The organism is Cellulomonas sp. ACRRI, assembly GCF_022346185.1.
In the GTDB taxonomy this organism is placed as follows: domain Bacteria; phylum Actinomycetota; class Actinomycetes; order Actinomycetales; family Cellulomonadaceae; genus Cellulomonas.
The window spans coordinates 20,685-35,345 of sequence record NZ_JAKRMS010000028.1 but is presented as its reverse complement, the minus strand read 5'-3'; the positions used below and the strand labels follow the sequence as shown (position 1 = coordinate 35,345).

The 14,661-nt window shown below is 75.1% G+C and carries 14 protein-coding genes; 7 read left to right on the top strand and 7 right to left on the bottom strand.

Features of this window, described 5'->3' with window-relative positions; translation table 11 throughout:
* Window positions 1-139: 139 nt before the first annotated feature.
* The 4 genes from MHY85_RS07780 to uxuA form a co-directional block, all read right to left on the bottom strand.
* A complete protein-coding gene (locus MHY85_RS07780; protein WP_239195186.1) occupies window positions 140-1,558 on the bottom strand; it encodes a mannitol dehydrogenase family protein in 1,419 nt (472 codons plus the stop codon).
* Entirely contained in the window at window positions 1,555-2,991 is a 1,437-nt protein-coding gene (gene uxaC / locus MHY85_RS07775; protein ID WP_239195184.1) for a glucuronate isomerase, read from the bottom strand. The genes MHY85_RS07780 and uxaC overlap by 4 nt, the downstream gene beginning before the upstream one ends.
* 116 nt (window positions 2,992-3,107) lie before the next feature.
* Complete coding sequence (locus MHY85_RS07770; protein ID WP_239195182.1) at window positions 3,108-4,139, bottom strand: LacI family DNA-binding transcriptional regulator; 1,032 nt, start codon at window positions 4,137-4,139, stop codon at window positions 3,108-3,110.
* Window positions 4,140-4,159: 20 nt separating this feature from the next.
* Window positions 4,160-5,341 carry a mannonate dehydratase gene (gene uxuA, locus MHY85_RS07765; protein WP_239195180.1) on the bottom strand — a complete coding sequence of 394 codons (1,182 nt, stop codon included), beginning with the start codon at window positions 5,339-5,341 and terminating at the stop codon, window positions 4,160-4,162.
* Window positions 5,342-5,535: 194 nt separating this feature from the next.
* On the opposite strand from uxuA, the gene MHY85_RS07760 reads away from it, so the two are divergent.
* Genes MHY85_RS07760 through MHY85_RS07745 form a run of 4 tightly spaced genes read left to right on the top strand, consistent with a single transcriptional unit; the run spans window position 5,536 to window position 8,646 of the window.
* Window positions 5,536-6,096, top strand: a complete 561-nt coding sequence (locus tag MHY85_RS07760; RefSeq protein WP_239195178.1) for a hypothetical protein — start codon at window positions 5,536-5,538, stop codon at window positions 6,094-6,096.
* Window positions 6,093-6,395, top strand: a complete 303-nt coding sequence (locus MHY85_RS07755) for a hypothetical protein (protein ID WP_218704890.1) — start codon at window positions 6,093-6,095, stop codon at window positions 6,393-6,395. Before MHY85_RS07760 ends, MHY85_RS07755 begins: the two co-directional genes overlap by 4 nt.
* A complete protein-coding gene (locus tag MHY85_RS21800; protein ID WP_239195176.1) occupies window positions 6,392-8,164 on the top strand; it encodes an alpha/beta hydrolase in 1,773 nt (590 codons plus the stop codon). Before MHY85_RS07755 ends, MHY85_RS21800 begins: the two co-directional genes overlap by 4 nt.
* The gene (locus tag MHY85_RS07745) at window positions 8,158-8,646 is read left to right on the top strand and encodes a hypothetical protein (protein WP_239195175.1); all 489 of its coding nucleotides are present in this window, start codon (window positions 8,158-8,160) and stop codon (window positions 8,644-8,646) included. Before MHY85_RS21800 ends, MHY85_RS07745 begins: the two co-directional genes overlap by 7 nt.
* A gap of 30 nt (window positions 8,647-8,676) precedes the next feature.
* On the opposite strand, the gene MHY85_RS07740 is transcribed toward MHY85_RS07745, so the two are convergent.
* The 3 genes from MHY85_RS07740 to MHY85_RS07730 form a co-directional block, all read right to left on the bottom strand.
* Window positions 8,677-8,952 carry a PTS glucose/sucrose transporter subunit IIB gene (locus MHY85_RS07740; protein ID WP_239195173.1) on the bottom strand — a complete coding sequence of 92 codons (276 nt, stop codon included), beginning with the start codon at window positions 8,950-8,952 and terminating at the stop codon, window positions 8,677-8,679.
* Window positions 8,949-9,788 carry a PRD domain-containing protein gene (locus MHY85_RS21795; RefSeq protein WP_239195161.1) on the bottom strand — a complete coding sequence of 280 codons (840 nt, stop codon included), beginning with the start codon at window positions 9,786-9,788 and terminating at the stop codon, window positions 8,949-8,951. Before MHY85_RS21795 ends, MHY85_RS07740 begins: the two co-directional genes overlap by 4 nt.
* A gap of 87 nt (window positions 9,789-9,875) precedes the next feature.
* Entirely contained in the window at window positions 9,876-11,843 is a 1,968-nt protein-coding gene (locus MHY85_RS07730) for a beta-glucoside-specific PTS transporter subunit IIABC (RefSeq protein ID WP_239195159.1), read from the bottom strand.
* 438 nt (window positions 11,844-12,281) lie between these two features.
* On the opposite strand from MHY85_RS07730, the gene MHY85_RS07725 reads away from it, so the two are divergent.
* The 3 genes from MHY85_RS07725 (at window position 12,282) to MHY85_RS07715 (ending at window position 14,646) form a co-directional block, all read left to right on the top strand.
* On the top strand, window positions 12,282-12,554 hold the full coding sequence (locus tag MHY85_RS07725) for an HPr family phosphocarrier protein (protein ID WP_239195157.1): 273 nt from the start codon (window positions 12,282-12,284) through the stop codon (window positions 12,552-12,554).
* 44 nt (window positions 12,555-12,598) lie between these two features.
* Window positions 12,599-14,017, top strand: a complete 1,419-nt coding sequence (locus MHY85_RS07720) for a glycoside hydrolase family 1 protein (RefSeq protein ID WP_239195155.1) — start codon at window positions 12,599-12,601, stop codon at window positions 14,015-14,017.
* Between the two features lie 161 nt (window positions 14,018-14,178).
* Window positions 14,179-14,646 carry a hypothetical protein gene (locus MHY85_RS07715; RefSeq protein ID WP_239195145.1) on the top strand — a complete coding sequence of 156 codons (468 nt, stop codon included), beginning with the start codon at window positions 14,179-14,181 and terminating at the stop codon, window positions 14,644-14,646.
* The last annotated feature ends 15 nt before the right edge of the window (window positions 14,647-14,661 follow it).

Genomic DNA, 14,661 nt, shown 5'->3' with positions numbered 1-14,661 from the left:
CGCCCCAAGCCCGCGCGCCCTCGCCCACGCGCCCCGCCCGCGCGCGGGGGAGGGGCGCGCGGGCGGGGCGCGTGGGCGAGGGCGCGCGGGCTTGGGGCGCGCGGGGGCGACGCTCGGCGGGGCCGCGCGCCGCGCGGGGTCAGGCGGCCAGGAACTCCAGGGCGCGGGCCTGGTCCAGGACCGCCGCGACCAGGGGCTCGTGCGCGCCCAGGCCCGCGCCCAGTCGGTCCAGGACCGCGCGGACCGACGTCGCGAGGTCGCCGTCCGCCAGGCCCGCCACGCGCTCCGGCCGCGCCTCCGTGACCGCGCCGCCCTGCCCGCGCAGGTGCAGCGCCCACGCCGCGACGGTCGTGGCGGCCCCCGCCGGGACGCGTCCCGCGCGGCACTCGGCGACCAGCACCGGCGCCACCCGCACGGGCAGCTTCTCCGAGCCGTCCGCGGCGATCTGCGTCAGCAGGTGCTCGATCCGCGGGTTGCCGAACCGGTCGAGCAGCGCGCGCCGGTACGCGCTGACCTCGTCGGCGGGCAGGTCCAGGTGCCGCGCGGCCTCGTCCCACCACGTCTCGACCCAGCCGCGCAGCCGGCGGTCGGCGATCGCGTCCGCCACGGTCCGGTACCCGAGGGCGCCGCCCGCGTAGGCCAGCAGCGAGTGGGCGCCGTTGAGCAGCCAGAGCTTGCGCTGCTCGAACGGCAGCACGTCCTCGACGAGCTGCGCGCCCGCGTCGTCCCACGCGGGGCGCCCGGCGGGGAACTCCCCGGCGACGACCCACTCGGAGAACGGCTCGGTCACGACGGGCGCGGCGTCGGCGAGCCCGGTCGCGGCGCGCACCGCCTCGCGCCCGGCGTCGGTCGTGGCCGGGGTGATCCGGTCGACCATCGTGGTGCCGAACGCGACGTGCTCCCCGACCCACTCGGCGAGCGCCGGGTCCACGAGGTCGGCGAGCTCCAGCACCACCCGGCGCAGCGCGGCGCCGTTCTCGGGCAGGTTGTCGCAGGGCAGCAGCGTCATCGGCCCCGCCCCGGTCGCCCGGCGCAGCCGCAGGCCCGCGACCACCCGGCCCGGGACCGTCCGCACCGGGCCGTGCCGGTCGGCGCGCAGCGCGGCCACGTCGGCCCGCACGTCGCCGCGGTCGGTGTCCAGGGCGCCGGACGCGGTCCGGACGTAGCCGGCCTCGGTCACGGTGAAGGTCGCGACCGCGACGGCGCGGTCCGCCCAGTAGCCCAGCCAGGCGTCGTGCTCGTCGCCGCCGTGCGCGGCCGACACGCTCGACACGACGCGGAACCGCTCGCCGTCGGCGGCCCGGGTGACCAGCGTGTACAGCCCGTCCTGCGGGCCCAGTGCCTCCGCCAGCGTGCGGGAGCGACCGGTGAAGGCGGCGATGCCCCAGCCGGCGGCGTCGGGGGCGTTGTCGGTGTACCAGGCCTGGTGGGCGCGGAAGAAGCCGCCCAGCCCCAGGTGCACGACGCGCACCGGCGCGGCGGGGCGGCCGTGGCCGGCGGCGCGGGACAGCCGCAGGCCGGTGGGGGTGGTCAGGCGGTGCTCGGGGAGGGTGATCACAGCCGGAACGCCTCTCTCGGGATGGTGGTGACGAGGTCGACGGCGGTCTCGTGCGCCTCGTCGAGGGTCAGCCGGTGGTCGGTGACGAGCCGGGCCAGGTACGCGGCGTCCGCGCGCCGGCTCGCGTCGTGCCGGGCGGGGATGGACAGGTAGGCCCGGGTGTCGTCGACGAACCCGGAGGTCTTGGCGAACCCGGCCGTCTCGGTGACGGCCGCCCGGTACCGCTCCATCGCGTCGGGCGCGTCGAGGAACCACCACGGCGCCCCGACGTAGAGCGACGGGTAGAAGCCGGCCAGCGGGGCGAGCTCGCGGGAGAACGTCGTCTCGTCGATCGTGAACACGACCAGCCGGAACCGCGGGTGGGTGCCGAAGGCGTGCAGCACCGGGCGTAGGGCGTCGGTGAACTCGACGGTCGCCGGGATGTCGGCGCCGATGTCGGTGCCGAGGCGCTCGCGGGACGGGGCGTGGTGGTCGCGGCGCACGCCCGGGTGCAGCGTCATCACGAGGCCGTCCTCGCTCGACATCCGCGCCATCTCGAACAGCAGGCCGCGGCGCAGCGCCTCCGCCTCCGCGGGCGTCGCGGTCCCGGCCCGGGCCGCGGCGTACAGCCGCTCGCCGTCGGCCGGGTCGAGGGGCGCCATCGCCGCGTCCCGGTGGCCGTGGTCGGACGACACCGCGCCGTGCGCCGCGAAGTGCGCCCGCCGGCGCTCCATCGCGTCGACCCAGCCCGCGAGCGTGCCGGTGTCCGCCCCGGCGACCTCGCCCAGCGCGTCGACGCGGTCGGCCCAGCCGGGGGTGCCAGCCTCCAGGTACCGGTCGGGGCGGAACGTCGGGACGACCCGGCCCTGCCAGGTCGGGTCGGCGCGCAGCGCGGCGTGGTGGGCGAGGTCGTCGCAGGGGTCGTCGGTCGTGGCGAGCACGTCGAGCCGGAACCGGTCGTACAGCGCCCGCGGCCGGAACCCGGGCTCGGCGACGCGGCCGGCGATCGCGTCGTAGAGGTCGTCGGCGCTCGCCTCGGACGGCACCAGGTCGACGCCGAGCACCTCGACCAGCACCTGCTCCAGCCAGAGCTTCACCGGCGTCCCGCGGAACGTCGGCCAGTGCCGGCACAGCAGCCGGAACGCGGCCCGGGACTGCGCGGGCGTCGGGTCGGCCACCCCGACGCCGAGGTCCTCGAGCGGCACGCCGCGCGCGTGCAGCAGGCGGGTCAGGTAGTGGTCCGGCGTGATGAGCAGCGCGGTCGGGTCGGGGAACGGGGTGTCCTCGGCCAGCCACCGGGCCGGCACGTGCCCGTGCGGGGACACGATCGGCAGGTCCCGCACCGCCGCGTACAGCTCGCGGGCGACCGACCGCGTCGCCGGGTCGGCGGGCAGCAGCCGGTCGGGGTGCGGCGCGAGCCGGGGTGGGGCGACGGGGGTCGACAGCGCTGTCATGCGGCCATGGTTCGAGGCGGCGGGGCGGGGCTGCAAGCGGTTGCCATGAGTTGCCCCGGCGCCGGCCGGCGTGGCTCGCGGCGGGTACGCGACCGACCCGCGCCGGGCACGCGGCGTCAGCCCGCGCGCGCCGCCACGACCCCCGACGACTCCCGCACCACCAGCCGCGCGGGCACCACGACCGGCTCCCCGCGGGACCGCGCCCCGTTCACCAGCGCCAGCAGGTTCCGCAGCCCGGTGGCGCCCATCGCCTGCAGCGGCGACGACACCGTGGTCAGCGCGGGCGACACGATCTGGCCGATCAGCACGTCGTCGAACCCGACCACGCTCACGTCCTCCGGCACCCGCAGCCCGGCCTGCTGCAGCCCGCGGATCACCCCGACCGCCATGAGCGCGTTGAACACCAGCACCCCGGACGCCCGGGAGCCGCCGAGCGCCAGCGCCGCCTCGAACCCGTCCGCGAACGTCGGCTCGAACGGCCCGATCCGCCGGCCGGTGATGTCGAGCTCGTGGCAGGCGTCGCTGAACGCCCGCCAGCGCGCGCCGTTCGGCCAGGACGCGTCGGGGCCGGCCACGTAGACCAGGTCGCGGTGGCCGGCCTCGCCCAGGTGCTCGACGGCGCGCCGCGCCCCGCGCTGCTCGTCGGCGACCACGCACGGCACGTCGGCGAGCCCGCGGTTCATCACCACCACCGGACGCTGCTTCGCGATGCTGCGGATCGCCGAGTCCGGCATGCGCGACGACGTGAGCAGCACGCCCTCGACCATCGGCAGGATGCGCTCCGCGGTCTCCCGCTCGGTCGCCGCGTCCTCCCGGGTGTCCTCGACCAGCACCCCGTAGCCCGCGGCGGACGCGGCGACCTGCGCGCCCCGCAGCAGCTCGGCGTAGATCGGGTTGGCCAGGTCGGACACGAGCACCGCGATCATCCGGCTCCGGGCGGTCGACAGCGCCTGGGCCACCGGGTTCGCGCGGTAGCCGATCGCGGCGGCGGCAGCGCGCACCCGCTCCGCGGTCTGCGAGTTGACCCGGCCCGGCCGCGCGAACGTCCGGGACACGGTCGAGGCCGCGACCCCGGCCGCCTGCGCGACGTCGTAGATCGTCGGCGCGCGGGTCGCCCGCGGCTCGCTGCCGCCCTCGGCCTCCACCATGCCGCGATCGTAGGGTGCGGCTAGGCCGCCGGGACCAGCGCCCGGACCGCCTGCTCGACCCCGCGCAGCTCCGCCAGCCCCTTGAGCCGGCCGATCAGCGAGTAGCCCGGGTAGGTCTCGCGGAACTGGTCGTCGAGCATCCGCTGGCCGTGGTCGGGGCGCATCGGCAGCCGGGGCCCGCCCTCGCGCTCACGCCGGCGCTCCTCCGCGACCAGCGCCGCGACCACCGCGACCATGTCCGCGTCGCCGGCGATGTGCGGGGCCTCGTAGAAGCTCCGGCCGCCGTCTTGGAGCCGCACCGACCGCAGGTGCGCGAAGTAGATGCGCTCGGCGAACCGCCGGGTCATCGCGACCACGTCGTTGTCCGCGCGCGACCCGTAGGAGCCGATGCACATCGTCAGCCCGTTCGCGGGGGAGGGCGCCGCGTCCAGCAGGTGCTGGGCGTCCTCCGCGGTCGACACCACCCGCGGCAGCCCGAACAGCGGGCGCGGCGGGTCGTCGGGGTGGATGGCCAGCCGCAGCCCGACCTCCTCGGCGACCGGCACGACCTCGCGCAGGAACGACGACAGGTTGCCCCGCAGCGCGTCGGCGGCCACGTCGTCGTAGGTGGCGAGGGCGGTGCGGAACTCGTCGAGCGTGTACCGCTCCTCCGACCCCGGCAGCCCGAGCAGGATCGTGTCGATCAGCCGCGCCCGCGCCGCCTCGTCCATCGCGTCGAGCACGCTGCGCGCGCGAGCGGTCTGGTCGTCGTCGTACTCGGCCGCCGCGCCGGGGCGGCGGAGCAGGAACAGGTCGAACGCGGCGAGCTGGTCCGCGTCGAACCGCAGCGCCCACGTCCCGTCCTCGAGCGGGTACCCGAGGTCCGTGCGCGACCAGTCCAGGACGGGCATGAAGTTGTAGCAGACGAGGTCGATCCCGCAGGCGGCGAGGTTGCGGATCGTCTGCTGGTACGCGGCGACCGCGCGGTCGCGCAGCGGGCCGCCGCGCTTGATGTCCTCGTGCACCGGGACGCTCTCGACGACCGACCACACCAGACCGGCCGCCTCGATCTGCGCGCGGCGGGCCGCGATGGCCTCGACCGGCCACACCTCGCCGTTCGGGATGTCGTGCAGGGCCGTGACCACGCCCGTCGCGCCGGTCTGGCGGACCTGCGCCAGAGTGATCGGGTCGCGGTCGCCGAACCAGCGCCAGGTGTGCTCCATCGCCGTCCCTCCCGGGTCGGGGCGGCGCCGGTGCCGCCCGCGTGGTCAGCAGCGTCGCCTCGGCGGGCGTCGGGGGACAACCGGTTGCCAGAAGTTGCTCGGGACCCGGCGCGAGCCCCGGACCTGCGGGGCGGCCCTCGCGCGCAGGAAGTCGTTCTCGCGCCGCGGCGCCCGAGTCCCCCTAGAGTGACGCCGTGACCGACCCGCAGGACCCTCTCGCGCAGGCCCCGCTGCTGCGCGTCGTCCACGAGCGCCACCCCGACGTCGACGTCGTCGTGCTGCCGCCCGAGACTCCCGCGCCCGAGCCGGCCGACGCGCCGGTCCCCGTCACCGACGCCGCGCTGGACGCCGAGCGCTCGCGGGTGGAGGACGTCCTCGCCGGGCTGCTCGCGGCCGCCGAACCCGCGCCGGCCGCCGACCCCGCGCCGGACGCCGCCCTCGCCCCTCGCGCCACCTGGCGCAGCGCCCCGGCGTCGCACGTCGTGCCCGTCGCCGAGGCGCGGCTGCCGATCGACGGCCCGGAGGCCGGCATCGCCGTCGGCCGGACCCTGTCCGCCCGGCTGCGCGCCGACGGCTGGGACGGCCGCCTCGACCACGCGGGCGTGACGCCGCTGCTGCTCGCCGCGCTCGACGACCGCTCCGTGCGGGTCGCGTGGCTCGACGACGCCGTCCTGGTGACGGTCCGCGGCCGGGACCTGCCCGTCGCGACCGCCACCGCCCGCGCGCTCGTCTCCGGGACAGAGGACGACCGGTGAGCGGCGAGATCCAGGTCGACCCGTACACGCTCAGCCTGTCCGCCGACGACTGGACCGACCAGGGCTCGCGCGTGCGCACCGCGCGCGACCGGGTCGCCGACGCCACCACCTCCGGCTTCACCCCCGCGGTCGCCGGTGCCGCCGCGTCGTGGACGTCCGCGTGGGGCACGGTCCTCGGCGACGTCGCCGACCGCGCCGAGGAGATCGGCACCCGGCTCCGCGACGCCCAGCAGGCGTACGCCGTCACGGACGTCGCGGCGCAGGAGACCTTCGAGAGCTGGCTGGGGGGCACTCCGTGACCACGGTGACCATCGACATCCCGCCCGCGATCGACGCGATCCCCGCCGTCGAGGGCGACCCGGCCGTCGTGGCCGCGTTCGCCCAGGACCTGCTGGCCAGCGCGGTCAACCTGGACGACCTCGACACGTTCGCGCTCGACTCCTCGACCCTCGACGGCTGGACCGGCGAGGCCGCCACCGCGTACGGCCGGCACGTCCGGTCCGCCGGCGCGGACGCCCAGGCGATGGGGGTCGCGCTGCGCCAGGTCGCCCGCGCGGCGGACGACCACGCCGACGCGCTCACCGACCTGCTCCGCCGGCGCACCGACCTGGTCGAGGCCCGGTCGTCGTACCACGAGGCCCGCGAGGACCTGGATGCCGACATCCGGTCCGCCGGGGAGGTCGACGACGCCGCGGTCGCCGAGCTGCAGGCCCGGGCGGCGTCGCTCGCCACCCGCCGCGACGGCGTGGTCGCGGACGTCGACGCTCTGGTGCGCGACCTCGCGACCGCGGAGCGCGCGATGCTCGACGCGTTCTCCGCGTACTCGACGCTCGCGCAGGCGCGCGCCGCCGTGTCCGGGCAGATCGACCTCGCCGACGACGCCCTCGGCCGGCCGGGCTCCCCGTCGCAGGGCGGCACCCCGGAGCAGGTCGCCGCGTGGTGGGCGTCGCTGACCGAGGAGGAGCAGTTCGCCGTCCTCGCCGCCCGCCCGGAGCTCATCGGCAACACCGACGGCCTCCCGGCGCTCGCCCGCGACCAGGCGAACCGCCTGCTGCTCGAGACCGACCTCGAGGCCATGGAGCTGCGCGAGCAGCGGGGCGAGCGGCTGTTCGAGGACTACCAGGCGCTGGACAACGCGCGCGCCGCGCAGGCCGCCCTGGACGAGGGCGCGAAGAAGGTCGACCCCGTCACCGGGGAGCCGCTGGTGCCGCTGCTGCACCTGTACGACGCCACGGCGTTCGGCGGCGACGGCAAGGTCGCCATCGCGTTCGGGAACCCCGACACCGCCGACCACGTGTCCGTGATGGTCCCCGGGCTCACCAGCCGGGGCACCGAGGCGGGCGGGAACGCCGACGCGGCCTACAACATCTACGAGTCCGCGCGGCTGTCGGACCCGTACTCGACCGCCTCCTCGATCATGTGGATCGGCTACGACGCCCCCAGCGACTGGGACTCGGCCACCGTGGCGACCGAGGGGCGCGCCGAGGAGGGCGGCGAGCTGCTGTCGCGGTACATCGACGGCCTGCGCGCGGCCCGCGAGGGCGAGCCCGCGCACCTGACCGTCATCGGCCACAGCTACGGCTCCACCACCACCGCGCACGGCGCGACCGACCACGGCCTCGCGGCCGACGACATCGTGCTGGTCGGCAGCCCGGGCGCCGGCGGCGGCGTCGAGCACGCCTCCGAGCTCGGCGTCGGCGCCGACCACGTCTGGGCCGGCAACAACAGCCGCGACCTCGTCGCCGCGCTCGCCGACGACGGCTGGGCCGGCGGCTGGATGCTCGGCGGCGCCGGCCTCGGCAACGACATCGTCGAGGACGACTTCGGCGCCAACCGGTTCCAGGCAGAGTCGACCACCCGCGCCGACGTGATGCGCAACTTCGGCGACCACACCAAGTACTTCGACCCGGACACCGAGTCCCTGTACAACATCGGGCAGATCGTCGTCGGCGACTACGACCAGGTCATCGCCGCCGAGCACTCGTACGACCCCTGGTACGACGGTCCGGTGGACCCGGAGGCGACCCGCGACCCGCGGTCGTTCGACGACAGGAGGCCGGAGTGGTGAACCGTCGGGTGCGTGCGTCCGCCGTGGTCGCGGCGCTGTCCCTGCTCGCCCTGTCCGGCTGCGGGGGCGGCGGCGGGGCGACCGCCGACGACCTCGACGCCAGCCGCGACGAGGTGCTCGCCGCCGCGCGGCAGGTGCTCCCGGGCGTCGTCGACGCCCTCGGTGCGCAGGTCCAGGACGCCTACGGCGAGTTCGACATGGGTGGCGACGGCATCGTCGACCGCCGGCGGTACAGCGTCACCGTGATCGCCGTCGGCGCCCAGGCGGACACCGACGACCTGGTCGCCGCACTGGAGGACGCGGGCGTCACCGACGTGCAGGTGAACCCGATCGGCGGGGCCGCCGGGCAGCGCGACGGCCTCGACGTCTCCGGGTCCGACCCGGGCGGCCGCGACATGAGCGTGAGCGTCAGCGGGCCGTACCTCGAGGTCGCCGACGGGGTGCCGCGCGAGGCGGCGCGCCAGGAGGTCGACCTGGGCTGAGCGCGGGTGGCACCGAGCCGGGGCACCCGGCTACCCCCCGACCAGCCTCCGCACGACCGTGCTCACCGGGATGGCGCGCCCCCCGAGCACCACCTGGAACTGCCCGCCCTGGGTCACCACCATCGCCACCCCGGGCACCGACCGGACGGCCGGCTCGTCGACGACCGCCGCGTCGCGCAGCACGAACCGCAGCCGCGACGCGCACGCCGTCACCGCCGACACGTTCCCGGCCCCGCCGACCAGCGGCAGCAGCGCCGCGGCCAGCTCGTCGTCCGACAGCCCGCCGGCCGCCCTCGCGTCGGTCATGCCACCGCCCCCGTCAGCCGCGCCACGTGCAGCGCCAGGTACAGCACCTCGTCCCCGGTCACGGTCCAGTCGTACCGCTCCCGGAGCAGCTCCTGGATCGCCACCGCCGCCTCGACGGCGTCGGGGTGCTGGGACCGCACCGCCTCCAGCAGCACGCCCTGCACGTCCGGAGGGGGTGCGCCCTGCTGCTGCCGCACGAACAGGTACCGCAGGTGCGTGATGAACCGGGCGACGTCGATAGACTCCTCGTCCAGCTCCATGCCGAGCCGCGTGCGCACGATGCCGAGCACGGCGCCGAACACCTCGGTCATCTCGACCGTGCGGGACAGCTCGCCGGCGCCGAACTGCGCGTTGACGAAGTGCAGCGCCAGCGGCACCGCCTCCAGCGCCGGCAGCTCCACCCCGGTCGACGAGCGCACCATCTCCAGCGCGCGCCGCGCGAACGCCACCTCCTTCGGGTAGAGGTGCAGCACCTCCCACTGCAGCGGGTACGCGATCTGCACGTCCTGGCGGGCCCGCCGCAGCGCGAACGAGATGTGGTCGGCGAGCGGTACGACGACGTGCCCGGTGATGTGCGTCCCCAGCTGCTCGCGGGCCTCGGCGACGATCCGCTGGGTGAGGTCGATGTCCTCGGCGGGGATCTCGTCGAGCAGCGCGACGATCCGCTCGGGGGTGGTGCCGCCGCCCGCGACGAACGTGCGCTCGACGTCGGCGGTGCGCACGGCGTCCCCGGCGTGCACCTGGAACCCCAGGCCCTTGCCCATGAGGACGACCTCCGTGCCGGCGTCGTCGGCCGCCAGGAGGACGTTGTTGTTGAACACCTTCGTCACCCGCACGCGTGCTCCTCGTTCAGGTCCGGGCGTCGCGCGCCCGACGACTCGATTCCTACCAAACCGGCCTGTGCGCCGACAGCCGGCGCGTGCTCAGACGGAGACGCGCAGCAGCGCGTCGCCCGTCGACACCCGGCCCTCGGCGGCCGGCCGCACGGCGTCGGCCTCGACCCCGCCGGTCACGACGACCACGGTGCTGGTGTCGTGCCCCGCGGCGCGCACGGCCGCCAGGTCGACCTCGGCCAGCAGGTCGCCCGCCCGGACCGACGAGCCTGCCGCGACCGCCGGCGCGAAGCCCGCGCCCGCCATCTGCACGGTGTCGATGCCGATGTGCACCAGCAGCTCGACGCCCTCGGCGGTGCGCAGCCCGTAGGCGTGCGGGAGGACGCTGAGCACCTCGGCGTCGACGGGCGCGACGACCCGGCCGTCCGACGGCACGACCGCCGCCCCGGCGCCGAGCGCGCCCGAGGAGAACACCGCGTCCGGCACCGCCGTGAGCGGGACCGCGGCGCCAGCCACCGGGGCGAGCACCTCCAGCACCCGCGTCCCGGTGAGGGTGGCGGTCGCCGTGCCGCCCGACGCCGACCCGAGCGCGGCGCCCGCCGTCGGAGCCGCGGCCGCGCCCGTCGCACCGGCCCCGGTGCCGGCCCCCGCCGGCGTCTCGTCCGTCGCGGGCGGGTTCGGGATGTCGGTGAACCCGAGCGTCATCGTCAGCGCGAACGCGATGCCGATCGCCAGCGCGGACCCGACGAGCTGCAGCGTGAAGTTCCCGACGTTCAGCGCCGAGGTCAGCGTGATCGCGCCCGGCAGGACGAAGCCCTCGGCGGCCGACCCGCCTGCCGCGGCGATCGCGCCGCCCACCGCGCCGCCGATGCAGGCGTAGATGAACGGCTTCTTCAGCCGCAGCGTGACGCCGTAGATCGCGGGCTCGGTGATGCCGGCGAGGAACGCGGAGATGGTCGCGGGACCGGCGACGCCCTTGAGGTCGCGGTTGCGCGTCTTGAGGAAGACGGCCGCGGTGGCGCCGGACTGCGCGAGCACGGCGGCGAACAGCGGGCCGGTGAGCAGCGAGTACCCGTTGGTGACGACGTCCTGCAGCATGACCGGCACGAAGCCCCAGTGGACGCCGAAGATCACGAACACCTGCCACAGCGCGCCCATGAGCAGCCCGCCGACCAGCGGGCTCAGCTCCCACAGCCAGTTGATGCCGCTCGACAGCCCGCGGCCGACCAGGTCGGACACCGGGCCGATGGCCAGGAACGTCAGCGGCACGATGACGGCGACGGTGACCATCGGGGTGAGGAAGTTGCGCAGCGCCTCCGGGAAGAACCGGTTGAGCAGCCGCTCCAGGTGGGACTGCGCGTAGACCGCGAGGATCGTCGGGATGACCGCGGACAGGTAGCTGATCATCACGACCGGGATGCCGAAGAACGTCAGCTCGCCGCCGCCGGACGCGAACCCGTCGAGCGTGAGCGTGGCGCCGTCCGGCCCGGGGATGACCGCGATCGTCGCGGAGTACAGCAGGGCGCACGCGATCGCGACCGACACGTAGAGGTTCGCCTTGAACCGCTTGGCGGCGGTGATCGCCAGCAGGATCGGCAGGAACTGGAAGATCGCGTCGGCGGCGGAGAACAGGATCGCGTACGCGCCGGAGGCGGCCCAGTCCGGCGACACCTTGACCACGACCGCGAGCAGCGCCTTGAGCAGGCCGGTGCCGGCGAGCACCCAGAGGAACGGCGTGAAGATGCTCGTGATGAGGTCGATCGCCCGGGCGAGGAACCCGCCGGACGCGGCCGCCTCGGTGGTCACGCCCCGGGTGCTGATCGCCTCGAAGACGTTGTTGACCGTGTTGCCGATGACGACCTGGAACTGCCCGCCGGCCTCGACGACGGTGATGACGCCCGGCGTGGCCTCGACCGCGGCCTTGTCGGCCCGGTCCCGGTCGTGCAGCCGGAAGCGGAGCCGGGTGGCGCAGTGCGTCACCGAGGCGACGTTCTCGGCGCCGCCGACGCCGCGCAGGACGTCGTCGGCGATCGTCTGGTACTTGCTCGCGGTAGCCACGATTCCTCCTCGAATCAGTGTCCGCGCGGGCCGTCGTCGGTGTTTTCGGGCAACAAAAAACCCGAGCCGGTGGCAGAGGCGGGACACGCGTCCCGCATCACCACAGCTCGGGTTTTGCCTGAAGCCAGTAACAATCCCGGACCTGCGCGAGTCGCCGGCGGCGGCGACCGTGCGGCGAAGGTAGGGCCCCGCGGCCGAGCGTGTCAAGACCCGCGTGATGACGGGCTGGTCGCGGGGCCGCGCCCGAACACCGACCGGCCTTGACGGCCCCGTGCGACCCGGGTAGGAATGACGGAGTCGTCCAAGGATTGTGACTGATTCGATCAGGCAAGACCTGTGGTGCACCGCCCCTGCGAAGGTTCGGTGCGCGCAGGTCTTTTTTGTTGCCCGGAATCGGCCGCGACCTGCACTCACGCACCGCCGCAAGGGAGCCCAGCCGTGCCGCACCGCACCGTCACCATCGCCTCGTCCGTGGGCCTGCACGCCCGCCCCGCCAGCGTCTTCGCCCGAGCGGCCGCCGCCACCGGCGTCCCCGTCCGGATCGCCCGGCCCGGCACCGCGCCGGTCGACGCGTCGAGCCTGCTGCTCGTCATGGGCCTGGCCCTGCAGCACGGCGAGCCGGTCGAGCTCGCCGCGGAGGGCGACGGCGCCGACGCCGCGCTCGACGGCCTGGCCGACCTGCTGGCGACCGACCTGGACGCCACCGCCTGAGACCCCAGCCGCACCACCGTCCCGCAACGCAGAGAGGCGTCATCGTGACCAGCACGCACACCCCCTTCCCGCCCGGCTTCCTCTGGGGCGGCGCCACCGCCGCCAACCAGGTCGAGGGCGCCTACGCCGAGGGCGGCAAGGGCCTGTCCATCCAGGACGTCATGCCCCGCGGCATCGCCGGCCCGCCCACCGAGGAGCCGACCCCGGACAACCTCAAGCTGGTGGGCATCGACTTCTACCACCGGTACGCCGAGGACATCGCGCTGTTCGCGGAGATGGGCTTCACGACCTTCCGGTTCTCGATCGCGTGGAGCCGGATCTTCCCGCAGGGCGACGAGGCCGAGCCGAACGAGGAGGGCCTGGCGTTCTACGACCGGGTGCTCGACGAGCTCGAGAAGCACGGCATCGAGCCGCTCGTCACGATCAGCCACTACGAGACCCCGCTGGCGCTCGCCCGCAAGCACGACGGCTGGGTGTCCCGGGCGATGATCGACCACTACGCGAGGTACGCGCGCACCCTGTTCGAGCGCTACGGCTCGCGCGTGCGCTACTGGCTCACGTTCAACGAGATCAACTCGGTCCTGCACGCGCCGTTCCTGTCCGGGGGCATCGTCACGCCCAAGGACCAGCTCTCGCCGACCGACCTCTACCAGGCCGTGCACCACGAGCTCGTGGCGAGCGCCCTGGCCACGAAGATCGCCCGCGAGGTCGCCCCGGACGCGCAGATCGGCTGCATGCTCATCGCGATGCCGACCTACCCGCTGACCCCCGACCCCGCGGACGCGCTGGCCGTCATGCACGCCGACCACCTCAACCTCGCGTTCGGCGACGTGCACTGCCGCGGCGAGTACCCCGGCTACCTCCTGCGGCACCTGCGCGAGCAGGGCGTCGAGCTGGAGGTCACCGAGGAGGACCGCGCGACCCTGCGGCACACCGTCGACTTCGTGTCGTTCTCCTACTACATGTCGCTCTGCGAGTCGGCCGACCCGGACGCGAAGGCCGGCGAGGGCAACCTCATGGGCGGCGTCCCGAACCCGACGCTCGAGGCGAGCGAGTGGGGCTGGCAGATCGACCCCGTCGGGCTCCGGATCGTGATGAACCAGTTCTGGGACCGGTGGCGCAAGCCGCTGTTCATCGTCGAGAACGGCCTCGGCGCGAAGGACGAGCTGGTCGAGGTCGACGGCCGGCGCACGGTGGTCGACGACTACCGGATCGCCTACCTCGACGACCACCTCGTGCAGGTGGGGGAGGCGCTGCGCGACGGGGTGGAGGTGCTCGGGTACACGACGTGGGGCTGCATCGACCTGGTGTCCGCCAGCACGGCGCAGATGAGCAAGCGGTACGGGTTCGTCTACGTCGACCGGGACGACGACGGGTCGGGGACGCTGGAGCGGTACCGGAAGAAGTCGTTCGACTGGTACGCGGAGGTGATCCGGACGAACGGGGGGAGCCTCGGGCGCTGAGCGCGCGCTTCGTCCGCCCGGCCTACGGTTCCCGGTCCCGCCCACGCCTTCCGGCGGTGGCGGGACCGGAAGGCGTAGGCCGCGGCTTCCGTCGGCGCGCGGGCGCCGCTTGATAGCGTGACGGCGCGCACGCAGCAGCAGGCCGACGGGGAGTTCCGAACGTGAGCAGCACAGCAGCATCCGGCGGCGTCCTCGCCGTCCGCGCGCTCGACCCGGCCGCCGGCGGCACGGTCGTCGCCCGCCTCGATCGCGGCACCGGCGTCCTCGACCCGGAGCGTCACTCGCTCCGCAACGGTCCCGTCCGGCTCGACCGGAAGACGGTGGCCGTGCTGACGTCCGACAAGCGGCGGACCGAGCTGATGGTCTCGCGCGGGATCGGCTGGAAGTACGCCGTCGTGCCGCTGATCGAGGTGCACGGCGGTCAGGCCGTCGGCGTCCCGGCGGAGGTGGCGCGGGCGCTCGCGGACGAGCTGGCCTCGCGCGGGGTGAAGGAGACCACGGCGGTCCTCGCACCGCTGCGGGCGCACGCCGACCACCTCGACGCGGGCGGTCCGGTGGCGTCGTCGCCGCTGGGGCGGTACATGGGACTGGGTGGTGGGGGAGCCCTCACTTCGCTGGGCGACTTCTGAGTCGGCCGACGACCT

Excerpts from the sequence above, each read along its gene's own strand:
- uxaC (WP_239195184.1), bottom strand. The coding sequence starts at position 2,991 with ATGACAGCGCTGTCGACCCCCGTCGCCCCACCCCGGCTCGCGCCGCAC.
- MHY85_RS07770 (WP_239195182.1), bottom strand. The coding sequence starts at position 4,139 with ATGGTGGAGGCCGAGGGCGGCAGCGAGCCGCGGGCGACCCGCGCGCCG.
- uxuA (WP_239195180.1), bottom strand. The coding sequence starts at position 5,341 with ATGGAGCACACCTGGCGCTGGTTCGGCGACCGCGACCCGATCACTCTG.
- MHY85_RS07740 (WP_239195173.1), bottom strand. The coding sequence starts at position 8,952 with ATGACCGACGCGAGGGCGGCCGGCGGGCTGTCGGACGACGAGCTGGCC.